Raw genomic sequence first — 26,255 nt, 5'->3', positions numbered from 1 at the left:
TTCTTGCAGTTCCTCGTGAGGTGGGGTGTCGTCAAGCCAGGCGGCGATCGGCACGGCGCTGGCGCAGGGTGTCGATGATGACGGCCACCACGATCACGGCGCCGGTGATGATGCGTTTGCTCGGCTCGCTCGCGCCCACCTGGGCCAGGCCGGCCTCCAGCACCGCGATGATCAGCACGCCGAAGAAGGTGTTGACGACCGAGCCGCGCCCGCCCATCAGGCTGGTGCCGCCGATGACCACCGCCGCGATCACCTGCAGCTCGATGCCCACGCCGGCGTTCGGGTCGGCCGCTTCGAGGCGGGCCGACTGCATCAGGCCCGCAAGGCCTGCCAGCAGGCCGGTCACGGCGAACACGATGATGCGGATGGGGCGCGGGTCCACGCCCGCCAGGCGCATGGCTTCCTCGTTGGTGCCGATGCCCACCACGTGCCGGCCGAACACCGTGCGCGTGAGCACCAGCTGCCCGATCACCACCAGCACCACGGCCAGCACGAAGGCGGCGGAGATGCCGCCGATCCACGGCGCGGCCAGGCCCGAGATGGCGTCGCCCACGTACTGCGTGCGCGAGTCGGTCACCAGGTAGGCGCCGCCGCGCACGGCTTCGAGCATGCCCAGCGAGACGATGAAGCTCGGCAGCCGCCAGGCGACCGACACCGCGCCCGTGACCGTGCCGCAGATGAGCCCGGTGACCAGGCCGAGCACCGCGGCCACGGGCACCGAGAGCTTCCATTCGAGGATGGCGGCGGCGGTGACTGCGGCGCTGAGCGCCAGCACCGAGCCGACCGACAGGTCGATGCCCGCGATGATCAGCACGAAGGTCATGCCCACCGCCATCACGGCCAGCGCGGGAATCTCGTTGGCGATGGAGACGAAGGTCTCGCGCGTCAGGAAGTATTCGCTCAGCGAGCCGAACAGCGCGATCATGCCCACGAGCACGACCGTGAGGCCCAGGTACGTGCCGAGCTGGCCCTTCAGCGCGGAGGGCGCCGAAGGCGTGGCGGTCGATGTCGGTTTGGTGGCTGCGTTCATGGTGTGTCGGCGGTGACCGCGGTCTGGTCGGGAACGGCTGAAGCGGTTGACTCGGTTGAAGGGGCGGCGCTCGCCTGCGGATTGGCGGCGCGTCCGGTGGCGTCGCTGAAGGCGGCCGCCAGCAGCGACTGCTCGCTCCATTCGCCGCGCTCGAACACCGCGACCAGGCGCCCGGCGCTCATCACGCCGATGCGGTCGCACATGGCCATCAGTTCGCGCAGGTCGCTGGACACCATGAGCAGCGCGCGGCCGTCGTCGGTCATGCGGTCGAGCTGGGCATAGAGGTCGGCGCGCGCGCCCACGTCGACGCCGCGCGTGGGCTCGTCGAGCAGCAGCACCTTGCATTCGCGGTGCAGCCAGCGCGCGAACACCACCTTCTGCTGGTTGCCGCCGCTGAGCGTGGCCACCGGTTGTTCGATGTTGCGCGAGCGGATGCGCAGCAGCTCCACCAGCTTCTGCGCAATGCCGCGCTCCTTGGCCGGTTGCAGCCAGCCGGCGCGCGAGACGGCGCCCAGGTCGCTCAGCGTCGCGTTGACGCGGATCGACTGCGGCAGCAGCAGCCCCTGCGACTTGCGGTCTTCCGTGACCAGCCCGATGCCGGCGCGGATGGCCTGCATCGGCGAGCGCCAGCCCTTGCGGGCGTGATGCGTGACCTTGCCGTTCTCGTGCAGCGTGATCTCGCCGCGGTCGGCACGGTCGGCGCCGAACAGCAGGCGCACGAGTTCGGTCCGGCCCGAGCCGACCAGGCCGGCCAGGCCCATGACTTCGCCCGCGCGCAGGTCGATGTCGACGCCGCGCACGGCCTGCGCGCGGCCGATGCCGCGTGCGCTCAGCAGCACCGGGCCCGCCACGCGGCGTTCGCGGCCTTCGTGCTCGTGCACCTCGCGCCCGACCATGCGCTGCACCAGTTCGGATTCGCGCACGCCGGCCATGGCGCGCACGTCGACCAGGCGGCCGTCGCGCAGCACCGCCACGCGGTCGGCGATGCGCTGCAGTTCCTCGAGGCGGTGCGACACGTAGACGATGGCCACGCCGCGCGCCTTCAGCAGGTCAATCTGCTCGAACAGGTGCGAGGTTTCGCGCGGGGTCAGCATGGCGGTGGGCTCGTCGAGCACCAGCACGCGCGTGTCGTCCTGCAGGTTGCGTGCAATTTCGACCATCTGCTGCTGGCCGATGCCCAGCCGCGCCACCGGCGTGGCCGGGTCGATGTTCTGCATGCCGATCTTGGCCAGCTGAAGCGCGGCCAGCTCGTGCAGCCTGGCGCGACGGATCCAGCCGGTCTTGTGGGGGAGGCGGTCCAGCAGCAGGTTCTCGGCCACCGACAGCGTGGTGACGAGGCCGAGCTCCTGCATGACCATGCGCACGCCCAGCCGCTCGGCGTCGCGGCGCGAGCCGGGCGCGAAGGGCTGGCCGTCGAGCAGCATCTGGCCGCGCGTGGGCTGCACCAGGCCGCAGACCATCTTCGACAGCGTGCTCTTGCCGGCGCCGTTCTCGCCCGTGAGGGCCAGCACTTCACCGGCGTTGAGCACCAGCGAGACGTCGTCCAGCACCGGCGCCGCGTAGTCCTTGCCCATGGCGCTCAGGGAGAGCACGGGCTGGGCGGCAGGGGGATTCATGGCGGCGGAGGCTGTCGACGTCTGCACTTTGGCGGCCGCTTACTTCGAGTCCTTGGTGACCAGCACCACGTCGGTCTTCACCTCGGCGGGCATTTCCGACTGCTTCTTCTTGTCGGCGATGGCCTTCAGCGCGGTCTCGATGCCGAACACGGCCTGCTTGGCGGCGAACTGGTCGGCGGTGGCGAGCACGCGGCCGTCCTTCAGCATCGGCTTGATGGCGCCGATGTTGTCGTAGCCCACCACCAGCACCTTGCCGGTCTTGCCCGCGGCCTTGACGGCGGCCACGGCACCCAGCGCCATGCTGTCGTTGCCGGCCAGCAGGGCCTTCAGGTCGGGGTGCTCGCGCATCATGCCGGCGGCCACCGTGTTGCCCTTGTCGATTTCCCACTGGCCGGACTGCACGCCCACCACCGTCACGCCGGCGGCCTTCATGGCGTCTTGATAACCCAGCGTGCGCTGCTGCGCATTGAAGGTGGTCGACACGCCTTCGATGATGCCGACCTTGTCGCCCGACTTCAGGTCCTTGGCGAGCGCGTCGCCCACCAGCTTGGCGCCGGCGCGGTTGTCGGGGCCCACGAAGGGCACTTGAATGGCTTTTTCCTTCAGCGCGGCGGCGTCGAGCTGGTTGTCGATGTTGACCACCAGGATGCCCTTGTCGATGGCCGCCTTGATGACCGGCACCAGCGCCTTCGAATCGGCCGGCGCGATGACCAGCGCGTTGATCTTCTGCGCCACCATCTGCTCGACCATCTTGATCTGCGCGGCGGTGTCGGTCTCGTCCTTGATGCCGTTGGCCACCAGCGTGTACTCGGCGGCGTGGGCCTTCTGGTGCGCCTTGGCGCCGTCTTCCATGGTGCGGAAGAATTCGTTGGCCAGCGACTTCATGACCAGCGCGACCTTCGGCTTGTCCTGGGCGAAGGCGGGCGTTGCGGCAATGGCGCCCAACAGCGTGAGAGCGGCAGCGCTTTGCAGGGTACGGCGGGTGAACTTCATGGTGAATGTCTCCTGAGGTGGTTGATCAGAGCGGTACGCCGGTCTGGGCCGGGGGCTCCGATGTTAGCTGAGGGAAACGTTTGCGCAAACGTTTGCTAATCGGGTTTAACCCTGATGCCGAAGGCAGGCAAAAAGGGGTCCGAAGCCCCGCCGCGCGGGCGTGCAGCCATGCTCGCCTAAAATCGCCGGTTACCCAAGAGGACCTCCCATGAGTTTGCAATGCGGCATCGTCGGCCTGCCCAACGTCGGTAAATCCACCCTTTTCAATGCGTTGACCAAGGCCGGCATCGCGGCGGAAAACTACCCCTTCTGCACCATCGAGCCGAACGTCGGCGTGGTGGAAGTGCCCGATCCCCGCCTCGCCCAGCTGAGCGAGATCGTGAAGCCCGAGCGCGTGGTGCCCGCCATCGTCGAGTTCGTCGACATCGCCGGCCTGGTGGCCGGCGCCAGCACCGGCGAAGGCCTGGGCAACAAGTTCCTCGCGCACATCCGCGAGACCGATGCCACGGTGAACGTGGTGCGCTGCTTCGACGACGAGAACGTGATCCACGTGGCCGGCAAGGTCGACCCGATCTCCGACATCGAAGTGATCCAGACCGAACTCTGCCTGGCCGACCTGGCCACGGTCGAGAAGGCGCTGCACCGCCACACCAAGGTGGCGCGTTCCGGCGACAAGGACGCGCAGAAGCTCGTCGGCCTGCTCGAGCGCTGCCAGGCCGCGCTGAACGAGAACACGCCGGTGCGCGCGCTCGAGTTCACGAAGGAAGAGCAGCCGCTGGTGAAGAGCTTCACGCTGATCACCGCCAAGCCCGCGATGTTCGTGGGCAACGTGGCCGAAGACGGCTTCGAGAACAACCCCTACCTCGACCGCCTGCGCGAATACGCCGCCAAGCAGGGTGCGCCCGTGGTCGCCATCTGCGCCAAGATCGAAGCCGACCTGGCCGAGATGGACGACGAAGACAAGAAGATGTTCCTCGCCGAGATCGGCCAGGAAGAGCCGGGCCTGAACCGCCTGATCCGCGCGGCCTTCAAGCTGCTGGGCCTGCAGACCTACTTCACCGCCGGCGTGAAGGAAGTGCGCGCCTGGACCATCCACATCGGCGACACCGGCCCGCAAGCCGCCGGCGTGATCCACGGCGACTTCGAGAAGGGCTACATCCGCGCCCAGACCATCGCGTTCGAGGACTACATCGCCTTCAAGGGCGAGCAGGGCGCGAAGGACGCGGGGAAGATGCGTTCGGAAGGCAAGGAATACGTCGTGAAGGATGGCGACGTGATGAACTTCCTGTTCAGCTCCTGAAAGGGCTCGCCCCCCGGGCCGCGCGCACTTCGTGTCGCTGCGCCTTCCCCTGCCACGGGGGCACAACACCTGAGGCCCGGCAAAGCCGGTTCCTCGGTGTTTCCTGGAAGGAGCCATGCGGCTCTTTTCGGGAGAGTTGTTCGGTAGACTGCGCGCGCCCCGAATTCCTTCACAAGGCCCGCCTTCATGCTCACCGTCCACCACCTCAACAACTCGCGTTCGCAACGTGTGCTCTGGCTGCTCGAAGAACTCGAGCTGCCTTACGAGATCGTCCACTACCAGCGCGATCCGCAGACCATGTTGGCGCCCGCTTCGCTGCGGGCCGTTCATCCGCTGGGCAAGTCACCGGTTGTCACCACGGATGACGGACTCGCGCTCGCGGAATCGGGCGCGATCATCGAGACCGTCATCGAGCGCTTCGGCCAGGGCCGCCTCGCGCCCGCGGCCGGCACGCCGGAGGCGCTGCGCTATCGCTACTGGCTGCACTTCGCCGAAGGCTCGGCCATGTCGCCGCTGCTGCTGAAGCTGGTGTTCGACCGCATCGAGACCGCGAAGATGCCGTTCTTCGCGAAGCCGATCGCCAAGGCCATCGCGGCCAAGGCCAAGGGCGCGTTCATCAACCCGAACATCGTGGGGCACCTGAACTTCATGGAAGGCGAACTGAGCAAGAGCGAGTGGTTCGCCGGCGATGAGTTCAGCGGCGCCGACATCCAGATGAGCTTCCCGGTGGAAGCGGCGCAGGCGCGCGGCGGGCTCGACGCGAAGCGCCCGAAGCTCATGGCCTACCTGGAGCGCGTTCACGCGCGCCCCGCGTACAAGCGCGCGCTCGAGCGCGGCGGCCCCTACGGGCTGCTGAGCTGATCAGAAGATCTGCAGCAGCGCCACCGTCATGGTGATGTAGCGCAGGAACTTGCCGATGGCCATGTAGGCCACGCAAGGCCAGAACGGCAGCTTGAGCCAGCCGGCCACCGCGCACAGCGGATCGCCCACCAGCGGCAGCCAGCTCAGCAGGCAGGCCTTCGGGCCGAGCCGTTCCAGCCAGCCCAAAACTCGCACATGGTGTTTCGAGTGCGAGTATTTGTCGGCGACCTTGTGCGCGCCGTAGCCCATCCACCAGTCGACCGCGCCGCCCAGCGTGTTGCCGACGGTGGCCACCGCGATGGCCGGCCAGAACATGTCGGGGTTGAGCTTGAGCAGCCCGAAGAGAAACGGCTCGGAGCCCACGGGCAGCAGCGTCGCGGAGACGAAAGCCGCCACGAACAAGGTCGAGAGACCGTATTGCGGCAGCGCCAGCAGCGCCATGAGAGAGTCGAGCCAGGCTTGCATGAGGTCGGGTGAAGTCGGCGAAGTATAGGCAGTGCTCACGTCGCAACCGCGTGGGAGAAGGCCCCGAAAGCCCCGCGGCGACCCGGTGTTTACTCGGGTACCCAGGCCGCAAATCGTTTCAGTCGCTGAAATGCGGCGTGGCTACAATCGTGCCTCATTTTTCAGCAGCCGAACGCGCACCGCTCCCCTTCCAAATGACCTTGCAGATCGGCACCCATACGCTGGAAAACCGCCTGTTCGTCGCGCCCATGGCCGGCGTGACGGACCGGCCGTTCCGCATGCTGTGCCGTGAACTCGGCGCGGGCTATGCGGTCAGCGAGATGGTCACGTCGCGCAAGGAACTCTGGGGCACGCTGAAGACCTCGCGCCGCGCGAACCACGACGGCGAGCCCGGTCCCATCGCGGTGCAGATCGCCGGCACCGACGCGGCCATGATGGCCGAGGCCACGGTCTACAACATCGAGCGCGGCGCGCAGATCATCGACATCAACATGGGCTGCCCGGCCAAGAAGGTCTGCAACAAGTGGGCCGGCTCGGCGCTGATGCGCGACGAGCCGCTGGCGCTGGAGATCGTGCAGGCCGTGGTCGATGCGGCGCAGCCCTTCAACGTGCCGGTCACGCTGAAGATGCGCACCGGCTGGAGCCACGACCAGCGCAACGCGGTGAAGCTGGCGCGCGATTTCGAAGCCGCCGGCGTGCAGATGCTCACCGTGCACGGACGCACGCGCGAGCAAGGCTACAAGGGCCACGCCGAGTACGACACCATCGCCGCCGTGAAGGCCGCGGTGCGCGTGCCGGTGGTGGCCAACGGCGACATCCGCTCGCCCGAGAAGGCGCGCGACGTGCTGGCGGCCACGGGCGCCGACGCGGTGATGATCGGCCGCGCGGCGCAAGGCCGGCCGTGGATCTTCCGCGAGATCGCGCACTTCCTGGAGACCGGCACGCACCGCGCGCCGCCGCTCGTGGTGGAAGTGCGCCGCTTGCTGCTCGACCATCTGGTGGAGCACTATGCGCTGTACGGCGACTACAGCGGTGTGCGCACGGCGCGCAAGCACATCGGCTGGTACGTGCGCACGCTGCCCGACGGCGAGGCGTTCCGCGCGCAGATGAACACCATCGAGGACTGTGCCGAGCAGCTGCGCGCGGTCGGCGACTATTTCGACGGGCTCGCGGACCGCATGGACCGCATGCCCGTGCAGCACCAGGCAGACGAAGAGCTGTCCGGTGAAGAGGAGGCGGCTTGCGCCGTCGATTGAGAAGAAGAGAAGAAGCAATGAGCAAGAAACACATCGAGGACTGCGTGCGCACCAGTCTGGACAGCTACTTTCGCGATCTGCGCGGCACCGAACCCGACGGCATGTACGAAATGCTCGTGCGCGTGGTCGAGAAGCCCCTGCTCGATGTCGTCATGACGCGCGCCGAAGGCAATCAGTCGAAGGCCGCGCAATGGTTGGGCCTGAATCGCAACACGCTTCGCAAGAAGCTGGTCGAACACAAACTTTTGAAATAACTCCACGGCATATCCCATGGCCCAGACTGCACTCATCTCCGTTTCCGACAAGACCGGCATCCTCGAATTCGCCCAGGCGCTCCACGCGCTGGGCATCAAGCTGCTGTCCACCGGCGGCACCGCCAAGCTGCTGGCCGACGCCGGCCTGCCCGTCACCGAGGTGGCCGACCACACCGGCTTCCCCGAAATGCTCGACGGCCGCGTGAAGACGCTGCACCCGAAGATCCACGGCGGCCTGCTGGCGCGCCGCGACCTGCCCGAGCACGTGGCTGCGATCAAGCAGCACGGCATCGACACCATCGACCTGCTCGTGGTCAACCTGTACCCGTTCGAAGCCACCGTGGCCAAGCCCGGCTGCACGCTCGAAGATGCGATCGAGAACATCGACATCGGCGGCCCGGCCATGGTGCGCAGCGCGGCCAAGAACTGGAAGGACGTGGGCGTGCTCACCGACGCGTCGCAGTACGCCGTGGCGCTGGCCGAACTGAAGGCCGACGGCAAGCTCGGCGACAAGACCAAGTTCGCGTTCTCGGTGGCTGCGTTCAACCGCATCGCCGACTACGACGGCGCGATCAGCGACTACCTCTCGGCCATCGACTTCGACGCCAGCATCGGCCAGCCCGCGCCCAAGCGCTCGCTGTTCCCGGCGCAGAGCAACGGCCGCTTCGTGAAGGTGCAGGACCTGCGCTACGGCGAGAACCCGCACCAGCAGGCCGCGTTCTACCGCGACCTGTACCCGGCGCCCGGTTCGCTGGTGTCGGCCAGGCAGCTGCAAGGCAAGGAGCTGAGCTACAACAACATCGCCGACGCCGATGCCGCGTGGGAATGCGTGAAGAGCTTCGACGTGCCGGCCTGCGTGATCGTGAAGCACGCCAATCCCTGCGGCGTGGCCATCGGCAAGGACGCAGCCGAGGCTTATTCGAAGGCCTTCAAGACCGACCCGACCTCGGCCTTCGGCGGCATCATCGCCTTCAACCGCCCGGTCGACGGCGCCACCGCGCAAGAGATTGCCAAGCAGTTCGTCGAAGTGCTGATGGCACCGGGCTACACGCCCGAGGCGCTCGAGGTGTTCCAGGCCACCAAGGCCAAGCTCAACGTGCGCGTGCTCGAGATCGCACTGCCCAAGGGCGGCGCCACCGACTGGGACAACGGCCGCAACGCGATGGACGTGAAGCGCGTCGGCTCGGGCCTGCTGATCCAGACCGCCGACAACCACGAGCTCGCGGCCAGCGACCTCAAGGTCGTCAGCAAGAAGCAACCCACGCCGCAGCAGCTGCAAGACCTGCTGTTCGCATGGAAGGTCGCGAAGTACGTGAAGAGCAACGCGATCGTGTTCTGCGCCGACGGCATGACCATGGGCGTGGGCGCGGGCCAGATGAGCCGCCTCGACTCGGCGCGCATCGCCAGCATCAAGGCCGAGCATGCCGGCCTGTCGCTGAAGGGCACGGCCGTGGCCAGCGATGCCTTCTTCCCGTTCCGCGACGGCCTCGACGTGGTGGTCGATGCGGGTGCGAGCTGCGTCATCCAGCCGGGCGGCTCGATGCGCGACCAGGAAGTGATCGACGCGGCCGACGAGCGCGGCGTGGTGATGGTCCTCTCGGGCGTGCGTCACTTCCGCCACTGAGCGGCGAAAGCTCCGGCGGCCGCGAGCCTTACTCGTGGTTGCCGAAGCGGTACTTCAGCTGGAAGGTGATGGCGCCGTACAGCCGGTTCTTGATGGTCGGCACGTACGCGATGTTCAGGCCCCAGTTCTTGCCTTCGATGGCCGCCGTCGGAAGGATGGCGGGGAACCAGTTGCCGTTGCGGTAGTTGGGGTAGCCGTCGAAGCCGCCCACCACGGCACCGAACTTGACACCGTAGAACTCGAAGGGCAGCACGTACAGGCCGACGTAGTTGGACTGCTTGCGGTCGCTGTTGTGGAAGGTGCCCGCGGTGATGCGGTAGGTGTCGCTCAGCGGGTACTCGAAGCCCAGGCCCTGGTTCACGTTCTCCAGCCCCTTGCCGCTGTCGAAGTGGGCCGAGTAGAAGCCGGGGTTGACCCAGATGTTCTTCGGCTCGAAGGACTGTGCCAGCGAGAGGCCCGGCAAGAGAAGGGCACTCAGCATCGGCAGCATGCGCAGGGGGGTCATGGGCTGGAACGTCCTCGATATCTGTTGGGCGGGCCGCTTCGATGGCGGCCGCGTTTTCTTGATCCCCTGGTGCTGCCCGCGAAGTGCGCTTCGTCGAGTGCCGGGGCAATATACACGGCGCAAACCCGAAATGCGTGACACCGGGCCGTGACACCGGGCCGTGATGCCGTACCGTGATTCCGCCCGGCCGGCTCAGGCGGGCCGCGCCAGGTACTTGCGAAACAGCTCCGCCAGCCGCATGGCCGCCAGCGACAAGGGCTTGCCGCGCGGCGACACGATGCCCAGCTCGAGCGGCGGCACCGGCATGGCGAGCGCAATGCGCTCCACCATGTCCGCGTAGGGCGGCAGTTCGAGCATGCCCGCGGGCCCGATCATCAGCGCGTCGCTGCGCGTGAGCAGGCCCCAGCTCACGCCGAACGAGGCCACCTCGATGCGGTGCTCCGGCAGCGGCAGGCCCTGCTCGGCGTACTGCTCGAGCAGAAAGCTGTGCTGGCTGCCCGGCGCCAGATGCATCAGCCATTCGGCGCCGGCCACTTCCTCCCAGCGCGTGGCGTGGCGCAGCGGATGGCCGCGCCGGCACAGCACCGCCATCTCCAGCGCGTCGAGCCGTTCGAAGGCGAAGTCGGCTTCGAGCGCCGCGGCCACGGGGCCGGCCACCGCGAAGTCCACCATTCCTTCGCGCAGCAGCGGCAGCACCTGCGGGATCAGTCCGTCGTACAGCTTGAGCTGCGCATGGGGCATGGCCTTGCGGAAGGCGCGCACCACCTCGGGCAGCGCGCCCAGGAACACCATCGGCGTGACGGCCACCGACACGCGCCCGTGCTGGCCGCCTTGCAGGATGCGGATGTCCTGCCGCGCGAGTTCGAGTTGCTGGTGCGCGAGCCGGGCGCGCACCGTGAGCTGGCGTCCGCATTCGGTGAACTCGATGCCGCGCGAGCTGCGCAGCACCAGCTGCGCATCGACCTCGGCCTCGAGTTCGCGGATCGCCTTGGTCACCGCGGCCTGGCTCAGGTGCAGGCTGCGTGCGGCGGCGCGAATGCTGCCGGTGTCGGCCAGCCGCAGCCAGGCCTTGAGCTGGTGGTCCTTCATCCGCGCATTCTGCCCGGGGGCGCCATCGGGAGATCCCCAGACAGGCGCAGGTTGTCATCGCGACAAGCGATTGTCTTTTGCGATCGAGGCCCGCTTCCTAGACTTTGCGAACCGGCCGGCTCCATCCATCCATCCATCCAGCGAGCGGCGGAACTCTCAAAGGACACAGCGCCATGTTTGCATCGTCATCCGCGTGGGCCCGCCGCATCGCCGTCGCCGGGCTTGCCGCCGCCGCCATGGGCGCGTGGGCCGAGTACCCCGAGCGGCCGCTGAAGTTCATCGTGCCCTATGCCGCGGGCTCGGGCGTGGACGTCTCGATGCGGCCGGTGGCCGACGCGATGGGGCGCGAGCTGGGCCAGGCCATTGCCGTGGACAACCGCCCCAGCGCCGGAGGCATCGTCGGCACGCAGGCCGTGGTCACCGCCGCGCCCGACGGCTACACGGTCGGCTACGGCAACCTGGTGACCCTCAGCATCAACTCCGCCTTCTTTTCCAAGTTGCCGTACGCCCCCGCGAAGGACCTCGTGCCGATCGGGCTGATCTCGTCGAATGCGTACGTGGTCATCGTGCGCAAGGACCTGCCGGTTCGCAACCTGCAGGAGCTGATTGCCTACGGCCGCGCCCATCCGGGCCAGCTGTCGGTCGGCTCGCCCGGCATCGGCAGCGCGGGCCACCTCACCGGCGAGCTGCTGAAGGCGGAGACCGGGCTGGCCATGGTGCAGGTGCCCTACAAGACCGGCACCCAGGCCGTCGGCGACATGGTCAACGGCCAGCTCGACGTGACCATCGAGAACATCGCGGCCGTGCTGCCTTTCGTGCAGCAGGGGCGCGTGAAGGCGATCGCCGTGACCAGCGCGAAGCGCGCCTCGGTGCTGCCCGATGTGGCGACGGTGGCCGAAAGCGGCGTTCCAGGCTTCGACGTGGTCGCGTGGGGCGCGATGGTGGCGCCGGCGGGAACACCGCGCAAGGTCGTCGACCGCCTGAACACCGCGCTGCGCGCCGCGCTGGCCGATCCGGCCGTTCTGCGGGCCTACGCCGCCCTGTCGGTCGAGGCACTGCCTTCGAGCCCGGAAGAGCTCAGTGCATTGATGAAGCGCGAGACACCGCGCTGGGCCGAAGCGGTCCGGCGCGCGGGCGTCAAAGGCGACTGACGCCCGCCTCTTGCCTGTTCCCTGTTCCCATTTTTTTCCCCAGGAGATACCTCATGCATCCATGGCAACTGGACGCTGCCGAACTGGCGCAGCGCATCAAGGCGCGCGAGATCTCGTGCGTCGAGGCGGTGCGCAGCAGCCTCGCCCGGCTCGACGCGGTCAACCCGCAGGTGAACGCCGTGGTCGACAGCTGCGCGGAAGAAGCGCTGCGTGAAGCCGCGCAGGCCGATGCGTCTCTCGCGAAAGGCGAAAAGAGCGAAAAGACCGGGCCGCTGCACGGCGTGCCGGTCACGGTCAAGGTCAACGTCGACCAGCGCGGGCACGCCACCACCAACGGCGTGCAGGCGTACCGGAGCGTCGTGGCCGGCGAAGACAGCCCGGTGGTCGCGAACCTGCGGCGTGCCGGCGCCATCGTGATAGCACGCACCAACACGCCCGCGTTCTCGATGCGCTGGTTCACCGACAACGCCGCCCACGGGCGCACCCTCAATCCGCACGACGCGGGCGTGACGCCGGGCGGTTCGAGCGGCGGCGCGGCGGCGGCCGTTGCGGTCGGCATCGGCGCCATCGCCCATGGCAACGACCAGGGCGGATCGATCCGCTATCCGGCCTACGCCTGCGGCGTGTACGGGCTGCGTCCCAGCTTCGGGCGGGTGCCCGCGTTCAATCCCTCGGGCAAGGGCGAGCGCCCGCCCGTGGTCCAGCTGAGTTCGGTTCAGGGGCCGCTCGCGCGCAACGTGCGGGACCTGCGCATCGCCTTCGCCGCGATGGCCGCGCGCGACGTGCGAGACCCCTGGTGGGTGCCCGCGCCGCTCGAGGCCGCGGATGCCGCCGCGCCGGTGCGCGTGGCGCTGTGCACCGAACTGCCCGGCTACGCCTGCGATCCCGAGGTGGCCGATGCGCTGCAGCGCGCGGCACGCAGCCTCGAACGGGCCGGCTACCAGGTCGAGCCCGTGCAACCGCCCCGCCTGCGCGAGGCCGCGGACCTCTGGCTCGCATTGACGATGGCCGACAGCCGGCTGCTGGTCGAACCCGCGCTGCTGCGCGACGGCGACGAGACCATCCGCCAGGCCTACCGTGCCATGGACGCGCATGCGCCGCAGTTCGACACGGCGGGCTACATGGGTGCGCTTGCCGCGCGCACGGGGCTGATGCGTGAGTGGGCCCTGTTCCTGCAGCGCCATCCGCTGGTGCTGCTGCCGGTGTCCTGGCGCCACCCGTTTCCGGTCGACGCGGACCAGCAGGGCAGTGCCGCCATGCGCGGCCTGCTCGATGCGCAGAGCCCGCTGCTGTCCACCGCCATCCTGGGCTTGCCGGGGCTGTCGGTGCCCATGGGCTTGCGCAACGGCCTGCCCACCGGCGTGCAACTGGTGAGCGACAGGTTCCGCGAAGACCTGTGCATGGCCGCGGCCGAGGTGCTCGAGGCGGACGCCGGGCTGGTCCCGGTCGTCGACCCCTGCGGCGCAAGGCGCGTCAGCGCTTCCTGAAGATGTCGCGCGCCGCCTCGACGGTGGCGGCGATGTCTTCGTCGGTGTGGGCCGCGCTCACGAAGCCCGCTTCGTAGAGGGCCGGCGCAATGTAGACGCCGCGGTCGAGCAGGCCGTGGAACAGCGCGTTGAACTGCGCGTTGTCGGTGGTCATCACGGTCGCGTAGTTCTGCGGCAGGTCCTTCATCAGGAAGAAGCCGAACATGCCGCCTTCGCTGTCGGCGTTGAAGGGCTGGCCCTCGGCGGCTGCAGCGGCCTTCAGGCCGTCGACCAGCGCGCGCGTCTTGTGGCCGAGCGCTTCGTAGAAACCGGGCTTGGCGATTTCCTTCAGCGTGGCAAGGCCGCAGGCCGTGGCCACCGGGTTGCCCGACAGCGTGCCGGCCTGGTAGACCGGGCCCAGCGGCGCGAGCTGTTCCATGATGGCGCGCGGGCCGCCGAAGGCCGCCAGCGGCATGCCGCCGCCGATGACCTTGCCCAGCACCGTGAGGTCGGGCTTGACGCCCAGCACGCCCTGCGCGCCGTGCAGGCCCACGCGAAAACCGGTCATCACCTCGTCGAACACCAGCAGCGCGCCGTGCTGCGTGCACAGCTCGCGGCAGCGCCTGGCGAACTCGGGCGTGGCGCGCACGAAATTCATGTTGCCGGCGATGGCCTCGATCATCAGGCAGGCGATGTCGTTGCCGTGCAGCGAGAAGGCCTCTTCGAGCTGCTGCAGGTTGTTGTACTCGAGCACGATGGTGTGCTGCACCACCTCGGGCGGCACGCCGGCCGAGGTCGGGTTGCCGAAGGTCGCGAGGCCGGAACCGGCCTTCACCAGCAGCGCGTCGGCGTGGCCGTGGTAGCAGCCCTCGAACTTGATGATGCTCTTGCGGCCGGTGGTGCCGCGCGCCAGGCGCAGCGCGCTCATGGCGGCCTCGGTGCCCGAGCTCACGAGGCGCACCATTTCCATCGACGGCACCAGCGCGAGGATGGCCTCGGCCAGCTCGATCTCGCGCTCGGTCGGCGCGCCGTACGAGAAGCCTTCGAGCACGGCCTTCTGCACCGCCTCGACCACCGCGGGGTGGCCGTGGCCCAGGATCATCGGGCCCCAGGAGCCGATGTAGTCGATGTAGCGCTTGTCGTTGGCGTCCCAGAAATAGGCACCCTGCGCGCGCTGGATGAAGCGGGGCGTGCCGCCCACGGCCTTGAAGGCGCGCACGGGCGAGTTCACGCCACCGGGAATCACGGCGCGGGCGCGCTCGAAAAGAATGTCGTTCTGGTCGGTCATCAGTGTCGGGTGTCGTGGGGGGGGAGGGCGAAATCGGGCTCGGCGTCGGGGGCATCGTCGTCGTCGTCGTCCTCCGGTTCGGCCCAGAACAGGCGGTCTGGCAGCACATGGCCCATGCCGGGGCGGAAACCCGCGTCGAGGCAGCGATCCATGTAGGCCAGGGCTTCGGAGGTGGCGGCCACCAGGTCGGTGCCGCTGGCCAGCAGGGCGGCCAGCGCGGCCGACAGGGTGTCGCCGGCACCGGCGAACACGGCCTCCAGCCGCTCGTACTTTTCGCTGGCGAGCACCGACTGCGGCGAGGCCAGCACGTTGTCGATGAACTGCTCGGGCAGCACCATGCCGGTCACCAGCGTGTAGGGCACGCCGAACTCGCCGGCGGCCTTGGCGATGTCGCGCGCGCCGGGCGGACGCTCCCCGCTCCAGTCCGGCAGCAGCCAGCGCCACAGGGTGCTGTGGTTTCCGACCAACACCGTTGTTTGAGGCAAAACAAGTTCCCGAAACGCGTCCAGATAGGGCTCGATCAGGTTTTCGTCCCACCACGACAGGTTGGGCATGTAGGCCACCACGGGCACGTCCGGATAGTCGGCGGCGGTCTCGGCGATGGTGCTCAGCGCCTCGGTGGTGCCGGCGAAACCGACCTTGATCAACTGCACTTCGACGTCCTCCAGGATGGCGCGCGCCTGCTCGGCGATGGCCTCCTCGTCGAACGGGAAGTGGTCGAAAATCTCGGCCGTGTCCCGGGCGTAGGCGCCCGTCACCACGGGCAGGATGTGTGCGCCCACCGACGCCATGGCGAGGGCGTCGGCGCCCAGGCCGCCCGCCCCGCTGGGATCGCTGGCATTGAACACCAGCACGCAGGGGGGATTCAGGTCGCGTTCGGCCAGCTCGCTGTCATCCTGCGAGGGGTCGTTAAGATCGCCCGGTTTGCGGGCGTTATCTGCTGGAAGTAAGTAGATGGTCATACGCCGGGCTGGATCCCCTGGATGGTGGCATAGGCGCGACGTTTACGGTCCGCCAGTGAGATACGCATAGATACACTCGTTGCATTTAATGAACAAGGACTTTAAGCTCCGATGAACACGAAAACTTGGATGTGCCTGATTTGTGGGTGGATCTATGACGAAGCGGTTGGTGTACCGGAAGACGGCATCGCGGCAGGCACGGCCTGGGCCGATGTTCCGATGAACTGGACCTGTCCTGAGTGCGGTGCGCGCAAGGAAGACTTCGAAATGGTTGAAATCTGAAAGCATGGCATAGATAGAGCTACGCGGTCTGCGTCGATGTCGGCGCGGCGGGCTTCCAAGTCTCATGAGCAGGAGCGTTTGCAATGGGCCCGAATGGATCAGGTTACAAGGTGCTTGTCATCGACGACAGCAACACCATCCGGCGCAGTGCCGAGATTTTTCTGAAGCAGGGTGGGCACGAGGTTCTTCTCGCGGAAGACGGCTTCGACGCGCTCTCCAAGGTTAACGACCACAAGCCGCATCTGATTTTCTGCGACATCCTGATGCCGCGGCTCGACGGCTACCAGACCTGCGCCATCATCAAGCGCAACGCCAATTTCTCCAACGTCCCGGTCGTCATGCTGTCCTCGAAGGATGGCGTATTCGACAAGGCCCGCGGCCGCATGGTCGGCTCCCAGGACTACCTGACCAAGCCTTTCACCAAAGACCAGCTGCTGCAGGCCGTGCAGCAGTTTGGCATCGTTCAACAGGAAGCGCAGTAATGCCTATTCGAAAAATCCTCGTCGTCGACGACTCCAAGACGGAACTGATGTTCCTGTCCGACCTGCTGCAGAAGAACGGCTACGCCGTGAAGACCGCCGAGAACGCCGACGACGCCATGCGCCGCCTGGAAGAAGATCAGCCCGACCTGATCCTCATGGACGTGGTCATGCCCGGCCAGAACGGCTTCCAGCTCACGCGCGCCATCGTCCGCGACCCCAAGTACGCCGCGATCCCGATCATCCTGTGCACGAGCAAGAACCAGGAAACCGACCGCGTCTGGGGCATGCGCCAGGGCGCCCGCGACTACATCGTCAAGCCAGTCAACGCAGCCGATCTGATGTCCAAGATCAGCGCGCTGGCCTGACCGAAAGCCCGCCGAGTCCATGGCGAATCGCGATGCTCTGAGAGCCTTCCAGTCCCGGCTGGCGAGCCGCCTGCAGGCTGCTCGCACGACGGGCGTGGCCGCCACGTGGCTGGCCGTCGAGGCGGGTGAGGGCAAGTACCTCTTCCCGCTGGGACACGCCGGCGAAATCTTTCCCTGGACGCCGCCCCAGCCCGTGCCCTACACGGAACCCTGGTTCCTCGGTGTTGCCAACCTGCGCGGCGGCCTGTACGGCGTCGTGCAGCTTTCGGCGTTCGCCGCCGGCGCGCCGCGCGCGCTGGCCGCCACCGAAGCGGCGCGCATCCAGTCGCGGCTCGTTGCCTTCAACGAGCTGCTCGAAGTCAACTGCGCATTGCTGGTCGATCGACTGGCGGGGTTGCGGGGCGCGGAGGCCTTCACGGCCGCCGAACCCCCGGGCGCAGAAGCACCTGCCTGGCACGGGCAGCTGTACACCGACGCAGCAGGAGAACGCTGGCAGGAAGTCAATCTGCAAGCGCTTTCGCAGCAACCCCAGTTTTTGAGTATTGGTGCGTAGCAGTGCTTCCGCACGCCGTACCGGCAACCACCTGAAGGACCGACCGTGAGCTCGATCGCCGACAAGTTCAAGAAATTACTGCCCGCCAACAACGGCAATGACAAGGCCCGCGTCGACGGCTCCGGTTCCACGTTGTCGATCGACGACGTCGACACGGTCCAGGTCCCGGACGAAAAAACCGTGCGCCTCGCCAGGAAGGGCGCGGCCACCGACACCAGCTTCGGCGACCTCGACCTGCCGGGCGGCGGCGACGCCGCCAACGAGCCGGCCGCAGTGGCGCCCGAGCCCGTGCTCGACCTCTCCGGCGGCCGCGCGGCTTCCGGCCTGGCCAAGCAGCAGCGGATCCTGGCCATCCTGCTGGCCGTGGTCGTGTTGCTGCTGTTGCTGGTGGCCGGCTCCGCCATTCTTCGCGCGGAACGCCTGGCGCAGCAGGTGGCGGCCACCGGCCAGTCGCTGATGCAGTCGCAGCGTCTGGCCAAGTCGATCTCGCAGGCCCTCGTGGGCAGCGCCTCGGCGTTCGTCGAAGTGAAGGACAGCGCGGACGACCTCTCGCGCCGCGTTGCCGGCCTGACCAACGGCGACGACTCGCTGCGCCTGGAACGCGTGGGCAACCAGTACGACGAGGAGATGAGCAAGATCAACCCTCTCGTCACCCGTGCCGACACCAGCGCCAAGGCCGTGCTGGCCCAGCGCCAGATCCTGACCCAGGTGGGTGCCGCCTTGCGCGACATCAACCAGCAGTCGTCCACGCTGCTCGAAATGACGGAAACCGTCGCGTCGCTGAAGATGCAGCAGAACGCCACGCTGCCCGAGATCTCGGCCGCCGGCCAGCTCGTGATGCTGACGCAGCGCATCGGCAAGTCGACCAACGAGTTCTTCACGGTCGAGGGTGTGAACCCCGACGCCGTGTTCCTGCTGGGCAAGGACCTGAACACCTTCCAGGAAACCACCCGCGGCCTGCTCGACGGCAATGCGCAACAGCGCTTCCCCGGCTCGCGCGACCCGCAGACGCGCGAACAGCTCGAAGCCATCCTGAAGACCTACGAGCAGATGCGCACGCAGGCCTCCGCCATTCTGGGCAACCTGCAAGGCCTGGTGGCCGCGCGTGAAGCGCAAGCGTCCATCCTGACCGACAGCGAACCCCTGCGCAAGGCGCTGGGCGACCTGCAGGAAAAGCTCTCGGCCCGTACCGGCCTGGGCGCCGGCACCATCGTGCTGCTGTTCGTGCTGTCGCTGGCCGCCCTGGCGCTGGCCGGCGCCATCGGTTTCGTGCAGGTGCGCGAAGGCCGTGAACGTGCCGCCGTCGCCGAACGCGAACGTCTGGCGGCCGAGCAGGCTTCCGACGAAGCCGGCCGCGTGAACAACGCCAACCAGGCCGCCATTCTTCGCCTGATGAATGAACTGCAGACAGTGGCCGAAGGCGACCTGACGCAGGAAGCCACCGTGACCGAGGACATCACCGGCGCCATTGCCGACTCGGTGAACTACACGGTGGAAGAACTGCGCCTGCTGGTGGGCAACGTGCAGAACACGGCCACCCGCGTGGCGCAAACCACGTCGCAGGTGGAAAGCACTTCGACCGAACTGCTGGCCGCCTCGACCGAACAGCTGCGCGAAATTCGCGAAACCGGCCAGTCGGTGCTGACCATGGCCGAGCGAATCAACGGCGTGTCCTCGCAAGCGCAAGAGTCCGCCACGGTGGCGCGCCAGTCGCTGCAAGCCGCATCGTCGGGCCTGCAGGCCGTGCAGAACGCCATCGGCGGTATGAACTCCATCCGCGACCAGATCCAGGAAACGTCGAAGCGCATCAAGCGCCTGGGCGAGTCGTCGCAGGAAATTGGCGAAATCACCGAGCTGATCTCGGACATTACCGAACAGACCAACGTGCTGGCGCTGAACGCAGCCATCCAGGCCGCATCCGCCGGTGAAGCCGGCCGAGGCTTCTCGGTGGTGGCGGAAGAAGTTCAGCGACTGGCCGAACGCTCCGCGGACGCCACGCGCCAGATCTCGGCGCTGGTGAAGGCGATTCAGACCGACACCCAGGACGCGGTGGGCGCCATGGAGCGCTCCACGCAGGGTGTGGTCGAAGGGGCCAAGCTGTCCGACAACGCGGGTACCGCGCTGTCCGAGATCGACCGCGTGTCGCGCCGACTCGCCGACCTGATCGAGCAGATTTCGCAATCCGCCTCCCGCGAAGCCGATTCGGCCAACGTGGTGGCCGCGAACATCCAGCACATTTTTGCCGTGACGGAACAAACCGGCGAAGGCACGCGTACCACCGCCCAGCAGGTGCGCGAACTGTCGCAGATGGCCGAAGAACTGCGCCGCTCGGTGGCCCGTTTCAAGATTGCCTGATCCCCGATAGATAAGAACGGCGAGCACCCAACGTGTCGATTCAAACCCCTGCCACGGCCCCTCTTGCCGGCAACGTGCCGGCCACCGAAGACCTGGGGCCGCTGGCCTGGGTGCTGGGAGAAATCCAGAAATCCCTCGACGTTGTGGGCAAGTCGTTGCGGCGCTTCGTGCGCGACGTGGGCACCGCTGCCGAGCCCGACAGCGGCCCGCTGCAAATGGCCCGCCAGCAACTGCACCAGGCCGTCGGCGCCCTCCAGATGGTGGGGCATCCCTCGCCCGCGCTGGTGCTCGGCGCCATCGAGTTCGCGGTGCAGGGCTTCATTGCCGAACCGCTGCGCTGCACCGAAGCTGCCGTGATCAAGATCGAGCGTGCCGGCTTCGCCGTCACCGATTTCCTCAACGCCCTGCTGGCCGGCAAGCCCGTGTCGTCGGTGGCGCTGTTCCCGCAGTACCGCGACGTGCTGGAGCTGGTGGGCAACGAGCGCGTGCACCCGGCCGACCTGTGGGGCGCCACCTGGCGCTGGGTCGAGGTCAAGCCCGCGTTCACGCAGGCCGCCGTCGCCTACGACCCGGCCGTGCGCTCGCGGCTGGACCGCGAAGTGCTGCAGATGGTCAAGACCGGCGACCCGCAGGCCGCGCGGCGCCTGCATGCGCTGTGCCTGGGCCTCGGACGCGGCGCGCTGCTGCCCCGCGTCGCCAGTTTCTGGACCCTGGCCGCCGGCTTCTTCGAAGCGCTGGCCACCGGCCTGATCGCGCCTGACTCGTACGTCAAGCGCGCCGCTTCGCGCGTGCTGCTGCAGTACGCCACGCTCGCGCGCGGCGACAGCCTGGTGTCCGACCGCCTCGGCCAGGACCTGCTCTTCTTCTGCGCGCAGGGCGTGCCTGCCGCCACCGACGACGCCGACACGCTGCGCACCGTGCGCAACGCATGGGGCATCGCCAGCGAGCCGCACATCGACTACACCGTCGAGCAGTTCGGCCGCTTCGATCCGCTGGTGCTGCAACAGGCCCGCAAGCGCATCGAGACCGCCAAGGAAATGTGGTCGGCGCTCTCGGGCGGCGACGTCACCCGCACACGCCAGGTGGCCGACACCTTCGCCCAGCTCGGCGAGTCGCTGCAGAAGCTGCATCCGCCGAGCCTGCCGATGGTGCAGGCGCTGAACCACGCGGTCGACGCCTCCGTGCGCTCCGGCCAGGCGCCCGGCACCGAACTCGCGATGGAAGTCGCCACCTCGGTGCTGTACCTGGAAGCCGCGCTCGAAGACCTCGACCCGAGCGACCCGCAACTCACGTCCCGCACGCTGCAGCTGTCGGGGCGCATCGAACGCGTGCGCGAAGGCGGCCATTCCGAGCCGCTCGAGCCGTGGATGGAAGACCTCTACCGCCGCGTGAGCGACCGCCAGACCATGGGCACCGTGGTCGACGAGCTGCGCAGCCACCTGAGCGAGCTCGAGAAGTCGCTCGACCAGTACTTCCGCCGCCCCGCCGAAAAGACTCTGCTGCGCACCGTGCCGACGCAGCTCATGCAGATGCGCGGCGTGTTCTCCGTGCTCGGCCTCGACCAGGCCGCGCTCACCGTGCAGCGCATGCGCGACGACGTCGAGGCGATGCTCGTGAGCACCTCGCCGGCCGAGGAAATGGCCGGCTTCGACGCGCTGGGCAACAACCTGGGCGCGCTCGGCTTCCTGATCGACATGCTGGGCTACCAGCCCGCACTGGCCAAGCGCCTGTTCGTGTTCGACGCCGAAGCCGGCGAGCTCAAGCCGCTGATGGGCCGCCAGGCCACCGACACGCCCGTGGCCGAAGGCGCCGCGCCGGTGCAGGCGCCGGCCGCGCAGTCCGTGCTCAGCATCGAGGAGGTCGACGCACAGATCGCCTCCAAGCTCGCCGCGCTCGCCACGCCCAACCGCAAGGCCAAGGTCTCGCCGATCGAGGAGTTCAGCAACAAGGCCGACAGCTGGACCCACAAGATTTCCGGACCGTCGGCGCTGCCCGACACCGAAGTCACCGAGCTCGAAGAAGACGACCTGCAGAACATCTTCCTGGACGAAGCCCGCGAAGTGGTGGAGGCCGGCCTGGCCGCCATCGCCGAGCTCGGCAGCTACCCGGACGACACCGAAGAACTCACGATCCTGCGCCGCGCGTTCCACACGCTCAAGGGCAGCTCGCGCATGGTCGGCCTCACCGAATTCGGTGACGCGGCCTGGTCGCTCGAGCAGGTGCTCAACACCTGGCTGGCCGACCAGCGCGCCGCCACGCCGGAGCTGCTGTCGGGCACCGAAAGAACGCTGAAGGAATTCAGCGAGTGGGTCGAAGCCATTGCCTCGGGCGCAGCCCACAACTGGCAGTCCGCATCGTTCAGCCGCGTGGCCAACGCGCTGCTGGCCGGCGAGCCCGTGCCCCCGCCCGTGCGCGTGGCCGATGCGGAGGCCCTGGCGGTCGCCGCGCGCCACATCGCGGCGGAAGCACCGGCGCCTGTCGCCGCACCCGAGCCCGTGGCGGCTGCGCAGCCTGTGGCGCCGCTGGTCATGCCCCCGCTGCCCGACCTGTCGCTGGCCGACGAAGTGCAGGCGCCCGCACCGGTCGCCGCACCGGCCGAGCCGGAGCTGGAAACCATCGCCTGGCAGGAGCCCGAGAAGCCCGCCGCGCCCGAGAGCGACGACGATTTCGCTTCGACCGACTTCCTGGACTTCGACTCGAAGCAGGACACCGCGCCGGCACCACTGCTGAGCCTGCCCAGCGGCGACGAGTTCGACTTCCTGGCCCACGCCAAGACGCCGGCACGCGCCGAGCCCGTGGTTGCCAAGGCCGAGCCGGAACCCGAACGCACGATCGAGCCTGTCGAGTCGATTGAATCGATTGAATCGATTGAATCGATTGAATCGATTGAACCGGTCGAGCCCGCACCCGCCGTCGAGGCGACCCTCCCGAGCGAAGCGGCGCTGCCCGACTTCGACTGGGAAGCCGTGCAGGCCGCGGAGCCCGAAGTCGTCGAAGCCGCGCAAGCGCCGCAGGACGCACCCGAGGCGCTCGAAGAGCCCGTGGCGCTGGTCGCCCCAGCCGAGCCTGAGCCCGAACCGCTGCTGGCGATCGAGCCGTCGCCCGAAGTCGTCGCCGAAGTCATCGCCGTGGCCGAACCGGAACCGGAACTGACGGTCGAGGCGCAGCCTGAACCCGTCCATGCCGCCGCCCCGGCCGCGGCCGAAGAGGTGATCGCGCCCATCCTCGAGGCTCCCTCGGCACCCGCCGAGCCGGAAATCCTCGTTGCCGACGAAGTGCCGGCACTGCAATCCCAGCCCGAGCCTGACCCGGAACCCGTGGTCGCCGCCGCCCCCGCGCCGGCCGTCGAGGAAATCATCGTCGCGGTCAGCGCGGACGACCAGGTCAAGGTGATCGGTCCGCTGCGCATCGGCATCGCGCTGTACAACGTCTACCTCAACGAGGCCGACGAATGGTCCCGCCAGCTCGCCACCGACGTCGGCGAATGGGCGCTCGAAACGCACGAACGCCTGCCTGATTCGACCGTTGCGCTGGCGCACTCGCTGGCCGGCAGCTCGGCCACCGTGGGCTTCCACAGCCTGTCGGGCATGGCCCGCCTGCTCGAAGCCGCGCTGCAGCACCTGCAGATGCAGGGCCGCGGCACGCGTGAACAGGGCCTGGTGCTGGTGGCCGCGGCCGACGAGCTGCGCCGCCTGCTGCACCAGTTCGCCGTCGGTTTCCTGCGCGATCCGGCCGAAGGCACGCTGCAGGCGCTGCGCGACATCGCCGCCTCGCCGATGCCGACCGAACTCGCCATGCGCGCCGAAGCCCGGCAGCTGCAACAGGTGGTGGTCAGCGAAAGCTTCGCCGACGTGGCGCTGGACGATTCCGAAGACGCCATCGACATGGCCGACGCGGTCGACGTCGACCTGTTCCCGATCTTCGAGGAAGAGGCCGCCGAACTGCTGCCGCAACTGGGCGAAGCGCTGCGCCAGTGGGCGCACCACCCCGACGACAGCGCGCCGCGCGCGTCGGTGCTGCGCACGCTGCACACGCTGAAGGGCAGTGCACGACTGGCCGGCGCCATGCGCCTGGGCGAACGCGCGCACCGCATGGAGTCCGAGATCGAAGTCCTGGGTTCCCAGGGCGCCGAGCGCTCCGACATCGAAAAGCTGCTCGGCCGCCTCGACGCGCTGCAGGCCACCTTCGACGCGCTGCGCGCGGCGGACGACGCCACGCAGGTCGAGCTCGCGCACATCGTGGCCTCGGCCGCCGCCTCCGCACCCGCCACCCAGCTGGTGCAGGTGGCCACCGACAAGCCGGCGAACGACGAAGCGGCCACACCAACTGCATCGGTTGCAGGCAGCGTCGAAGAGGCCGCCGGCACCCAAGCCGCCGCGCCCGCCATGCTGCAGCCGCGCCCCGCGCCGGCACTGCTCTCGCCGCTGCGCTCGGCAACGGGCCAGGCCGTTCGCATCCGCACCCAGCTGCTCGACCGCCTGGTCGCGCAGACCGGCGAGGTCATCATCACGCGTTCGCGCCTGGAGGCCGAACTCGGCCAGCTGCGCGGTTCGCTCGCCGACCTCACGGGCAACCTGGACCGCCTGCGCCAGCAGCTGCGCGACATCGAAGTGCAGGCCGAAAGCCAGATGCAGTCCCGCCTGGCGCAAGCCAAGGACTCGCAGCAGAGCTTCGACCCGCTGGAGTTCGACCGCTTCACCCGCGTGCAGGAACTCACCCGCATGATGGCCGAGTCGGTCAACGACGTGGCCACCGTGCAGCGCACGCTGCAAAAGACGGTGCAGGCCACGGAAGACGACCTGAACGTGCAGGCACGCCAGACGCGCGAACTGCAGCGCGGCCTGCTGCGCACGCGCATGGTGGAGTTCGAAGGCATCTCCGACCGCCTGTACCGTGTGGTGCGCCAGGCCTCGAAGGACACCGGCAAGCAGGTGCGCCTGGACATCGTCGGCGGCTCCATCGAGATGGACCGTGGCGTGCTGGACCGCATGACGCCCGCCTTCGAGCACTTGCTGCGCAATTGCGTGGCCCACGGCATCGAAGACGTGGCGGCGCGCGAGAAGGCCGGCAAGGACGCCAGCGGCCTGATCGTCATCGACCTGCACCATGAAGGCAACGACGTCTCGGTGAGCTTCCGCGACGACGGCGCCGGCCTGGACCACAAGCGCATCGCCGAGCGTGCCCGCACGCTGGGCCTGCTCGGCCACGACCAGGAACTGTCGCCCGAAGAGGCAACCGAGCTGATCTTCAAGCCCGGCTTCTCCACGGCGGGCCAGGTGTCCGAACTGTCCGGGCGCGGCATCGGCATGGACGTGGTGCGCGCGCAGATCGCGGCGCTCGGCGGCCGCATCGAAACGCACAGCGTCGCCGGCCAGGGCACCACCTTCAAGCTGGTGCTGCCGCTGACCACCGCCGTGACGCACGTGGTGATGCTGCGCGCGGGCGAGGTGTCGATCGGCGTGCCGTCGAACCTGGTGGAACTGGTGCAGCGCGTGGGCGCCACCGACCTCGAGGCCGCCTACCTGAACAACAGCCACCCCTTCGGCAGCGAACAGGTGCCGTTCTACTGGGCCGGCGCGCTGCTGCAGCACTCCACGCGCAGCGAGCAAAGCGCCACCAAGACCAACACGCTGGTCATCGTGCGAAGCGCGGCGCAACGCGTGGCACTGCACGTCGACGAAGTGCTGGGCAACCAGGAAGTCGTGGTGAAGAACCTCGGCCCGCAGCTTGCGCGGCTGCCCGGCCTGGCCGGCATCTCGGTGCTGGCGTCGGGTGCGGTGGCGCTGATCTACAACCCGGTGGCCCTGGCGGCGGTGCACGGCGAACTGGCGCGCGAGCGCCAGGCCGCCGCGCTGGCCGCGGCATCGGCGCACGCCGCATCGGGCGAGCCCGGCGCGCCGCAGGAGCCGGTGGCCCTGGCGCCGGTGGTGCCGCAGATCCCGCTCGTGCTGGTGGTGGACGACTCCATCACCGTGCGCCGCGTCACCCAGCGCCTGCTGCAGCGCGAAGGCTATCGCGTGTCGCTCGCGGCCGACGGCCTGCAGGCGCTCGAGCGGCTGCAGCAGGAACGCCCGGCCGTGGTGCTGTCGGACATCGAGATGCCGCGCATGGACGGCTTCGACCTGGCCCGCAACATCCGCGCCGACTCGGCCCTGGCCGAGCTGCCGATCATCATGATCACCTCGCGCATCGCCGAGAAGCACCGCGACTACGCGCGCACGCTGGGCGTGAACCACTACCTGGGCAAGCCGTACTCGGAAGAGGAACTGCTGCGCCTGGTGCGTGCGTACACGAGCGAGCCGGCACTGGCGGCCGCGGCCTGACGCTGCGTCGAGAGCGTCAGCCACAAGAGAAACGG

Annotated in this window: 21 protein-coding genes; 13 read left to right on the top strand and 8 right to left on the bottom strand. The window is 68.3% G+C overall.

The genetic code is table 11. From position 1 onward, the window contains the following. Nucleotides 1-31: 31 nt before the first annotated feature. The 3 genes from BM004_RS25540 to BM004_RS25530 are packed head-to-tail and all read right to left on the bottom strand — an operon-like array spanning nucleotide 32 to nucleotide 3,639. Entirely contained in the window at nucleotides 32-1,030 is a 999-nt protein-coding gene (locus BM004_RS25540) for an ABC transporter permease (RefSeq protein WP_093217832.1), read from the bottom strand. Beyond that, on the bottom strand, nucleotides 1,027-2,646 hold the full coding sequence (locus tag BM004_RS25535; protein WP_093217830.1) for a sugar ABC transporter ATP-binding protein: 1,620 nt from the start codon (nucleotides 2,644-2,646) through the stop codon (nucleotides 1,027-1,029). The genes BM004_RS25540 and BM004_RS25535 overlap by 4 nt, the downstream gene beginning before the upstream one ends. 39 nt (nucleotides 2,647-2,685) lie before the next feature. Then, nucleotides 2,686-3,639 (bottom strand): sugar ABC transporter substrate-binding protein, encoded by a 954-nt coding sequence (locus BM004_RS25530; protein WP_093130421.1) that lies wholly within the window; start codon nucleotides 3,637-3,639, stop codon nucleotides 2,686-2,688. 208 nt (nucleotides 3,640-3,847) lie between these two features. Here BM004_RS25530 and ychF point away from each other — a divergent pair, with 208 nt between their 5' ends. Together ychF and BM004_RS25520 are read left to right on the top strand one after the other, a co-directional pair. Further along, nucleotides 3,848-4,939: a redox-regulated ATPase YchF gene (gene ychF / locus BM004_RS25525; RefSeq protein WP_093130420.1), complete on the top strand. Its 1,092-nt coding sequence runs from the start codon at nucleotides 3,848-3,850 to the stop codon at nucleotides 4,937-4,939. Nucleotides 4,940-5,125: 186 nt separating this feature from the next. After that, the gene (locus BM004_RS25520) at nucleotides 5,126-5,800 is read left to right on the top strand and encodes a glutathione S-transferase (RefSeq protein WP_093217829.1); all 675 of its coding nucleotides are present in this window, start codon (nucleotides 5,126-5,128) and stop codon (nucleotides 5,798-5,800) included. Here the strand turns inward: BM004_RS25520 and BM004_RS25515 are convergent, their stop codons facing one another. Beyond that, complete coding sequence (locus BM004_RS25515) at nucleotides 5,801-6,265, bottom strand: YqaA family protein (protein WP_093130418.1); 465 nt, start codon at nucleotides 6,263-6,265, stop codon at nucleotides 5,801-5,803. A 194-nt stretch (nucleotides 6,266-6,459) separates the two neighbouring features. On the opposite strand from BM004_RS25515, the gene dusB reads away from it, so the two are divergent. Genes dusB through purH form a run of 3 tightly spaced genes read left to right on the top strand, consistent with a single transcriptional unit; the run spans nucleotide 6,460 to nucleotide 9,399 of the window. Next, entirely contained in the window at nucleotides 6,460-7,521 is a 1,062-nt protein-coding gene (gene dusB, locus BM004_RS25510) for a tRNA dihydrouridine synthase DusB (protein WP_093130417.1), read from the top strand. Nucleotides 7,522-7,538: 17 nt separating this feature from the next. Continuing rightward, on the top strand, nucleotides 7,539-7,775 hold the full coding sequence (locus tag BM004_RS25505; protein ID WP_007838304.1) for a Fis family transcriptional regulator: 237 nt from the start codon (nucleotides 7,539-7,541) through the stop codon (nucleotides 7,773-7,775). A gap of 16 nt (nucleotides 7,776-7,791) precedes the next feature. Beyond that, on the top strand, nucleotides 7,792-9,399 hold the full coding sequence (purH, locus tag BM004_RS25500) for a bifunctional phosphoribosylaminoimidazolecarboxamide formyltransferase/IMP cyclohydrolase (RefSeq protein ID WP_093130416.1): 1,608 nt from the start codon (nucleotides 7,792-7,794) through the stop codon (nucleotides 9,397-9,399). A 28-nt stretch (nucleotides 9,400-9,427) separates the two neighbouring features. Here purH and BM004_RS25495 read toward each other — a convergent pair whose 3' ends face one another. Next, the gene (locus tag BM004_RS25495; RefSeq protein ID WP_093130415.1) at nucleotides 9,428-9,904 is read right to left on the bottom strand and encodes a hypothetical protein; all 477 of its coding nucleotides are present in this window, start codon (nucleotides 9,902-9,904) and stop codon (nucleotides 9,428-9,430) included. A gap of 192 nt (nucleotides 9,905-10,096) precedes the next feature. Then, on the bottom strand, nucleotides 10,097-10,993 hold the full coding sequence (locus tag BM004_RS25490) for a LysR substrate-binding domain-containing protein (RefSeq protein ID WP_093130414.1): 897 nt from the start codon (nucleotides 10,991-10,993) through the stop codon (nucleotides 10,097-10,099). 173 nt (nucleotides 10,994-11,166) lie between these two features. Here BM004_RS25490 and BM004_RS25485 point away from each other — a divergent pair, with 173 nt between their 5' ends. Then, a complete protein-coding gene (locus BM004_RS25485) occupies nucleotides 11,167-12,144 on the top strand; it encodes a Bug family tripartite tricarboxylate transporter substrate binding protein (protein WP_256220046.1) in 978 nt (325 codons plus the stop codon). Nucleotides 12,145-12,197: 53 nt separating this feature from the next. Beyond that, on the top strand, nucleotides 12,198-13,631 hold the full coding sequence (locus BM004_RS25480; protein ID WP_093217827.1) for an amidase family protein: 1,434 nt from the start codon (nucleotides 12,198-12,200) through the stop codon (nucleotides 13,629-13,631). On the opposite strand, the gene hemL is transcribed toward BM004_RS25480, so the two are convergent. Further along, nucleotides 13,618-14,898 carry a glutamate-1-semialdehyde 2,1-aminomutase gene (gene hemL, locus BM004_RS25475; RefSeq protein WP_093217825.1) on the bottom strand — a complete coding sequence of 427 codons (1,281 nt, stop codon included), beginning with the start codon at nucleotides 14,896-14,898 and terminating at the stop codon, nucleotides 13,618-13,620. The two genes, BM004_RS25480 and hemL, sit on opposite strands and share 14 nt — an antisense overlap. After that, nucleotides 14,898-15,860: a bifunctional hydroxymethylpyrimidine kinase/phosphomethylpyrimidine kinase gene (locus BM004_RS25470; protein ID WP_093130411.1), complete on the bottom strand. Its 963-nt coding sequence runs from the start codon at nucleotides 15,858-15,860 to the stop codon at nucleotides 14,898-14,900. Before BM004_RS25470 ends, hemL begins: the two co-directional genes overlap by 1 nt. Before the next feature lie 111 nt (nucleotides 15,861-15,971). On the opposite strand from BM004_RS25470, the gene BM004_RS25465 reads away from it, so the two are divergent. The 6 genes from BM004_RS25465 (at nucleotide 15,972) to BM004_RS25440 (ending at nucleotide 26,220) form a co-directional block, all read left to right on the top strand. Then, nucleotides 15,972-16,142 carry a rubredoxin gene (locus tag BM004_RS25465; protein WP_007838397.1) on the top strand — a complete coding sequence of 57 codons (171 nt, stop codon included), beginning with the start codon at nucleotides 15,972-15,974 and terminating at the stop codon, nucleotides 16,140-16,142. Nucleotides 16,143-16,225: 83 nt separating this feature from the next. Further along, nucleotides 16,226-16,624 (top strand): response regulator, encoded by a 399-nt coding sequence (locus BM004_RS25460; protein ID WP_007838399.1) that lies wholly within the window; start codon nucleotides 16,226-16,228, stop codon nucleotides 16,622-16,624. After that, nucleotides 16,624-16,989 carry a response regulator gene (locus BM004_RS25455; RefSeq protein ID WP_093130410.1) on the top strand — a complete coding sequence of 122 codons (366 nt, stop codon included), beginning with the start codon at nucleotides 16,624-16,626 and terminating at the stop codon, nucleotides 16,987-16,989. The genes BM004_RS25460 and BM004_RS25455 overlap by 1 nt, the downstream gene beginning before the upstream one ends. A 19-nt stretch (nucleotides 16,990-17,008) precedes the next feature. Continuing rightward, on the top strand, nucleotides 17,009-17,542 hold the full coding sequence (locus BM004_RS25450) for a chemotaxis protein CheW (RefSeq protein ID WP_093130409.1): 534 nt from the start codon (nucleotides 17,009-17,011) through the stop codon (nucleotides 17,540-17,542). 45 nt (nucleotides 17,543-17,587) lie between these two features. Further along, nucleotides 17,588-19,897 carry a methyl-accepting chemotaxis protein gene (locus tag BM004_RS25445; RefSeq protein ID WP_093130408.1) on the top strand — a complete coding sequence of 770 codons (2,310 nt, stop codon included), beginning with the start codon at nucleotides 17,588-17,590 and terminating at the stop codon, nucleotides 19,895-19,897. Between the two features lie 32 nt (nucleotides 19,898-19,929). Next, nucleotides 19,930-26,220: a hybrid sensor histidine kinase/response regulator gene (locus tag BM004_RS25440; protein ID WP_093217824.1), complete on the top strand. Its 6,291-nt coding sequence runs from the start codon at nucleotides 19,930-19,932 to the stop codon at nucleotides 26,218-26,220. The last annotated feature ends 35 nt before the right edge of the window (nucleotides 26,221-26,255 follow it).

The sequence above is a fragment of the Variovorax sp. OK212 genome, assembly GCF_900112425.1.
Lineage (GTDB): Bacteria > Pseudomonadota > Gammaproteobacteria > Burkholderiales > Burkholderiaceae_C > Variovorax.
The sequence above is the reverse complement of the archived record's forward strand: the minus strand, read 5'-3'. Positions and strand labels throughout refer to the sequence as shown.

Coding starts and splice junctions, on each gene's coding strand:
- BM004_RS25540 (WP_093217832.1), bottom strand. CDS start 1,030: ATGAACGCAGCCACCAAACCGACATCGACCGCCACGCCTTCGGCGCCC.
- BM004_RS25535 (WP_093217830.1), bottom strand. CDS start 2,646: ATGAATCCCCCTGCCGCCCAGCCCGTGCTCTCCCTGAGCGCCATGGGC.
- BM004_RS25530 (WP_093130421.1), bottom strand. CDS start 3,639: ATGAAGTTCACCCGCCGTACCCTGCAAAGCGCTGCCGCTCTCACGCTG.
- ychF (WP_093130420.1), top strand. CDS start 3,848: ATGAGTTTGCAATGCGGCATCGTCGGCCTGCCCAACGTCGGTAAATCC.
- BM004_RS25520 (WP_093217829.1), top strand. CDS start 5,126: ATGCTCACCGTCCACCACCTCAACAACTCGCGTTCGCAACGTGTGCTC.
- BM004_RS25515 (WP_093130418.1), bottom strand. CDS start 6,265: ATGCAAGCCTGGCTCGACTCTCTCATGGCGCTGCTGGCGCTGCCGCAA.
- dusB (WP_093130417.1), top strand. CDS start 6,460: ATGACCTTGCAGATCGGCACCCATACGCTGGAAAACCGCCTGTTCGTC.
- BM004_RS25505 (WP_007838304.1), top strand. CDS start 7,539: ATGAGCAAGAAACACATCGAGGACTGCGTGCGCACCAGTCTGGACAGC.
- purH (WP_093130416.1), top strand. CDS start 7,792: ATGGCCCAGACTGCACTCATCTCCGTTTCCGACAAGACCGGCATCCTC.
- BM004_RS25495 (WP_093130415.1), bottom strand. CDS start 9,904: ATGACCCCCCTGCGCATGCTGCCGATGCTGAGTGCCCTTCTCTTGCCG.
- BM004_RS25490 (WP_093130414.1), bottom strand. CDS start 10,993: ATGAAGGACCACCAGCTCAAGGCCTGGCTGCGGCTGGCCGACACCGGC.
- BM004_RS25485 (WP_256220046.1), top strand. CDS start 11,167: ATGTTTGCATCGTCATCCGCGTGGGCCCGCCGCATCGCCGTCGCCGGG.
- BM004_RS25480 (WP_093217827.1), top strand. CDS start 12,198: ATGCATCCATGGCAACTGGACGCTGCCGAACTGGCGCAGCGCATCAAG.
- hemL (WP_093217825.1), bottom strand. CDS start 14,898: ATGACCGACCAGAACGACATTCTTTTCGAGCGCGCCCGCGCCGTGATT.
- BM004_RS25470 (WP_093130411.1), bottom strand. CDS start 15,860: ATGACCATCTACTTACTTCCAGCAGATAACGCCCGCAAACCGGGCGAT.
- BM004_RS25465 (WP_007838397.1), top strand. CDS start 15,972: ATGAACACGAAAACTTGGATGTGCCTGATTTGTGGGTGGATCTATGAC.
- BM004_RS25460 (WP_007838399.1), top strand. CDS start 16,226: ATGGGCCCGAATGGATCAGGTTACAAGGTGCTTGTCATCGACGACAGC.
- BM004_RS25455 (WP_093130410.1), top strand. CDS start 16,624: ATGCCTATTCGAAAAATCCTCGTCGTCGACGACTCCAAGACGGAACTG.
- BM004_RS25450 (WP_093130409.1), top strand. CDS start 17,009: ATGGCGAATCGCGATGCTCTGAGAGCCTTCCAGTCCCGGCTGGCGAGC.